The sequence below is a fragment of the Streptomyces sp. NPDC042100 genome, from assembly GCF_055582325.1.
In genome coordinates, this window is sequence record NZ_JBVJDK010000033.1 from 1 (window position 1) to 5,135 (window position 5,135).

Sequence of the window (5,135 nt, forward strand, 5' to 3'; positions counted from 1 at the left end):
GGACCCGACACCCCGATCATCACCACCGACGCCCGCCACCGCGCCGACGCCAAGAGCGCGCTCATCACCCTGGTCGAGCACGCCCTCATGGCACGGCTGAAGTAGTACCGTTCAAGTAGAAGCCGCCATACGGAAGTTGCCGTGGCCCGTCGGCGGCGGCCGCCGGGGCGTCCTGTGTCCTTCGACACGGCGACCCCGGCGTTCATAACATTTCGACAGAGAATTGGGGCGCCTCGGACACCCGACGCATCCGATCGGTGCCGCTGTGCTCACATGAGCCCCGCCATTTGGCGGGGCTCGCTCTTTATGCCCGTTTTATCTCTGGCGTGAAGCCCAAAAACCGGCTGCTTCGCACTGTTTGGAAGGGACCCCCTTCACGTGCTGCAATTCATGAACTCCCGAGTAGTACGGCCCTGAAAGAACACCGGCACAACGTAGGTGCCGACGCCGAGAGGTTGTTGGTCGAGTGAGGCGAAGCAAGGAAAGCTCCGCGGAGCAGCAGGCGCGGGGCAACTTCACGCCGCCGTCGCGCACGGCGATGCCGCCCGCGGACGAGCCCGTCACGCCCCCGGCCCCGAGCCGCAAGGGCAGCTCCAGCAAGCTGTCGCCGCGGAACTGGCGCGTGCCCACGCGCCTGAACGCGATCCTGCTCATACCCGTGCTCGTCGGACTCGTCATGGGCGGCTTCCAGGTGAAGGCGTCCATCGACACCTGGCAGGAGGCCCAGGACGCCGAGAAGACGGCGCTCATCGTGCGCGCCGCCTCGGAGTACGGCCAGGCCCTCCTCAACGAGCGCGACCTCACCGCCGTACCCCTCCTGAAGGCGCAGAGCGCCGAGGACCGGCAGAGCGACGAGGTCTCCCAGACCTACGCCGCCACCGACACGGCCAAGATCAAGTTCGACGAGGCCGTCAAGAACATGCCCAGCGGGCAGGGCCTGGAGCGGCGCCTCAAGCTGTTCCGGGACTCCGAGCCCAAGCTGGAGGCGCTGCGCAAGATCGCCTACACCCGCTCCCAGGACCCGGTGAACACCCAGCTCGGCTACACGGGCATCCAGCACTACCTGATGGAGTTCTCCAACGAGCTCGGCCTGGGCACCGGCAACATCACCAGCTACGGCCGCACGGTCTACGCGATCCAGCTCGCGAAGGCCGCCGAGTCGCTCCAGCGGTCGATCGGCACCCAGCTCCTCGTGCGTCCCTCCAAGAAGGACGACGTCTTCGCGCAGCAGTCGGTTGCGTTCAACTCGTACAACTACCTGGAGCAGATCGCCCTCGGCGAGTTCCAGTCCGGTGGCACCGAGGAAGACGTCGAGCTGCTCAAGAAGGTCATGGCCGGCAAGGCCGCCGAGGGCGCCAAGAAGATGGCGGGCGCCGGCGTCGAGCTGCCCAAGGGCGGCGACGGCTCCATCTACTCGGGCGCGGCCCAGCTGATCGGCTCCGCCAAGGACCCCGCGGCCCTCGCCGACCTGAAGTCCCAGGGGATCACCCCCGAGACCTGGATGGCGATATCCACCGGCAAGTTCGACGGCTACACCGAGGTCGAGAAGTCCCTCGTCGACAAGGCCGTGACCGAGGCCGCCGACATCTCCGCGAGCGCCCAGACCGACGCGTACGTCAACGGCGGCATCGTCGTCGTCGCCCTGCTCACCGCCTTCATCCTGGCCGGGATGATGGCCCGGCAGATGAGCCGCTCGATGCGCGAGCTGCGCACCGCCGCCTTCGGCATCGCCGAGCAGCGCCTGCCGATGCTCGTCGACCAGCTCTCCCGCGCCGAGCCCGGCCGGGTCGACACCCGGGTGCAGCCCATCCCGATCGACTCCCAGGACGAGATCGGCGAGGTCGCCCGCGCCTTCGACCAGGTGCACCGCGAGGCCGTCCGGCTCGCCGCCGAGCAGGCCATGCTCCGGGGCAACGTCAACGCGATCTTCACCAACCTCTCGCGCCGCAACCAGTCGCTGATCGAGGGCCAGCTGACCCTCATCACCGACCTGGAGAACAACGAGGCCGACCCGGACCAGCTGGAGAACCTCTTCAAGCTGGACCACCTCGCGACCCGTATGCGCCGCAACGGCGAGAACCTCCTGGTCCTCGCCGGCGAGGAGCCCGGCCGCCGCTGGGACCAGCCGGTCCCGCTGGTCGACGTCATGCGCGCCGCCTCCTCCGAGGTGGAGCAGTACGAGCGCATCGAGCTGGCCGGCGTGCCGGAGGCCGAGATCCACGGCCAGGCCGTGACCGACCTCGTGCACCTGCTCGCCGAGCTCCTGGAGAACGCCACCACCTTCTCCTCGCCGCAGACCAAGGTCCGCGTCACCGCCACCCGGCTGCCCGACGGCCGCGTGATGGTCGAGATCCACGACAAGGGCATCGGCCTCACCGCCGAGGACTTCGCGGACATCAACCACAAGCTGGCCAACCCGCCGACCGTGGACGCCGCCGTCTCGCAGCGCATGGGCCTCTTCGTGGTCGGCCGCCTCGCCGACCGGCACGGCATCCGCGTGCAGCTGCGCCCCTCGGGCGAGCAGGCGGGCACCACCTCGCTGGTGATGCTGCCGGACGCGATCACCCACGGCGGCGGCGGCGAGCAGCCGGTCCAGAACGACTTCACCGTCTCCCAGATCATCCCGCAACAGCAGCAGCAGCTCTCGGCCTTCGAGCCGGCGCCGCAGCAGCCGATGCGGACCGCCGCCGAGCTCGGCTTCGACGACTCCCGCTACGAGGAGCCGACCGAGGAGCGCCCGCTCGACCCGGTCAACCGCTCGTTGCAGCGCGACGAGCGGCGCGCCGTACTGGAGGCCCAGGCACAGGGCGGGGAGCAGCACCCGCTGTACCGCGAGGACCCCGAACCGGTCGCCCCGCAGCACGGTTTCGCCCCGCAGGAGCACGCGCAGGAGCACGCGCCGCAGCCGCCGCACGCCCAGCAGGTCCCGCACGCCCAGCAGGCGCCGCAGCAGCCGTACGCGCCGGAGTACCCGGCCGGCGGCTACCAGGACCCGGGCTACCAGGCGGGCTACCCGCAGCAGCCGGCGGACGGCTACGGCTACCCGCAGCAGGGCTACGAGCAGCCCGTGGCCGGCTACCCCGAGCAGGCATATGCGGAAGCCGCGTACGAGGCCCAGGGCGATGCCCAGCCGGCGTACGAGAACGGCTACGAAGCCCCGGCCCACCAGGGTGAGTGGCCCCAGCAGACGACGTATCAGACCGGCTTCGCGCAGGAGTTCGGGACGGAATCGGAATCTGTCCAGGCCGCTCCCGAACAGGCCCCCGAGCGCGTAGGCTTCGATCGTCCGGGTCCCACGCAGAGTCCCACCCCGGACACCGGCCACGCACTGACCGACGCCGGTCTGCCGCGCCGCGGCAGCGTCGCCCCGCAGGCGCCGCAGACCCCGCGGGCACCGCAGCAGCCCACGCCGCCGGCCCAGCCCGCGCAGCCGGTCGCCGACGCGGCCGACGGCGGCTCCGAGGACTGGCGCTCCGCCAATGACGAGCGCTGGTCGCGGGCCGAGAAGCTCCGCGACCCGAAGGCGGGCGGGGTCACCCCCTCCGGCCTTCCCCGGCGGGTCCCGAAGGCCAACCTGGTCGAGGGCTCGGCGGAGCAGACCCCGCAGGGCGGCCCCCAGGTCTCCCGCGCACCCGAGGACGTGCGGGGCAGGTTGAGCAACCTGCGCCGCGGCGTCCAGCAGGGACGCAACGCGGGGACGGACACGAACGGATCGGGCCTCGGCCCGGGTAGTACCTACAACCAGGAGCGTTAGTGTGAGCCCGATGAGCCAGGCGGCGCAGAATCTGAACTGGTTGATCACCAACTTCGTGGACAACACCCCCGGGGTGTCGCACACGGTGGTGGTCTCCGCCGACGGACTCCTGCTCGCGATGTCCGAGGGGTTCCCCCGGGACCGCGCCGACCAGCTGGCGGCCGTGGCCTCCGGTCTGACCTCGCTGACCGCGGGCGCGTCCCGGATCTTCGAGGGCGGCGCGGTCAACCAGACGGTGGTGGAGATGGAGCGCGGCTTCCTCTTCATCATGTCGATCTCGGACGGCTCCTCGCTGGCCGTCCTGGCCCACCCGGAGGCCGACATCGGTCTCGTGGGCTACGAGATGGCACTGCTCGTCGACCGCGCGGGAAGCGTCCTGACTCCTGACCTCCGGGCGGAGCTCCAGGGAAGTCTTCTCAACTAACAGACAGACAGTGCGTTTCTCGTCACCGCACCGTAGGGTGCGGTGGCGCGGTTTCACGGGACATGGAGCCGCGAGGCAGTCGGAGGAGGAGACGTGGGAACACCCCCGGGCAGTAACCCCTACAACGGCGGGCACCACGCGCCGCTGGGCGACCAGGCGCAGAACCGCTTCAACTTTCCCTCCACGCCGAGCGGACAGGGCACCCAGCAGCCCTACCCGCAGCAGCCCCAGCACCAGCAGCAGCCCCCGCACCAGCACTCCGCCGCCGGCAGCCCGAGCTCGTCCGGCGCGCAGGGCTACCGGTCGGTCGGGCAGGGCGGTTCGGGCGGGCACAACCCGCTCGTCCGTCCGTACGCGATGACCGGCGGCCGGACCCGGCCGCGCTACCAGCTCGCCATCGAGGCGCTGGTCAGCACGACGGCCGATCCGGCCCGGCTGCAGGGGCAGTTGCCCGAGCACCAGCGGATCTGCCGGCTGTGCTTCGAGATCAAGTCGGTCGCGGAGATCTCGGCCCTTCTCTCCATCCCCCTCGGCGTTGCCCGGATTCTCGTCGCCGACCTGGCCGAGGCCGGACTCGTCGCCATCCACCAGCCCGGCGGCGACGAGGCCGCCGGCGGTCAGCCAGACGTGACACTGCTCGAAAGGGTGCTCAGTGGACTTCGCAAGCTCTAACGGCGGCGCGGCCCGTTCAACCACCAGCGCGAAGATCGTGGTGGCGGGTGGCTTCGGCGTGGGCAAGACCACGTTCGTCGGCGCGGTCTCGGAGATCAACCCGCTGCGAACCGAGGCCGTGATGACGTCCGCGTCCGCGGGCATCGACGACCTCACCCACACGGGCGACAAGACAACGACGACTGTCGCCATGGACTTCGGCCGCATCACCCTGGACCAGGACCTGATCCTGTACCTCTTCGGTACGCCCGGCCAGGACCGCTTCTGGTTCATGTGGGACGACCT

4 protein-coding genes and 1 pseudogene are annotated in these 5,135 nt (G+C 70.2%); all 5 read left to right on the top strand.

The genetic code is table 11. From position 1 onward, the window contains the following. Positions 1-105 (top strand): annotated as a pseudogene (locus tag ACZ6J5_RS36035) (ATP-binding protein); the annotation flags it as partial. A 361-nt stretch (positions 106-466) separates the two neighbouring features. Next, on the top strand, positions 467-3,754 hold the full coding sequence (locus tag ACZ6J5_RS36040; protein ID WP_469398169.1) for a sensor histidine kinase: 3,288 nt from the start codon (positions 467-469) through the stop codon (positions 3,752-3,754). Positions 3,755-3,764: 10 nt separating this feature from the next. After that, complete coding sequence (locus tag ACZ6J5_RS36045) at positions 3,765-4,178, top strand: roadblock/LC7 domain-containing protein (protein ID WP_005311461.1); 414 nt, start codon at positions 3,765-3,767, stop codon at positions 4,176-4,178. Between the two features lie 93 nt (positions 4,179-4,271). After that, entirely contained in the window at positions 4,272-4,850 is a 579-nt protein-coding gene (locus ACZ6J5_RS36050) for a DUF742 domain-containing protein (protein WP_469398170.1), read from the top strand. Further along, the coding region (locus ACZ6J5_RS36055; protein WP_469398171.1) for a GTP-binding protein at positions 4,831-5,135 on the top strand (305 nt) is incomplete at its 3' end. The genes ACZ6J5_RS36050 and ACZ6J5_RS36055, both read left to right, overlap by 20 nt.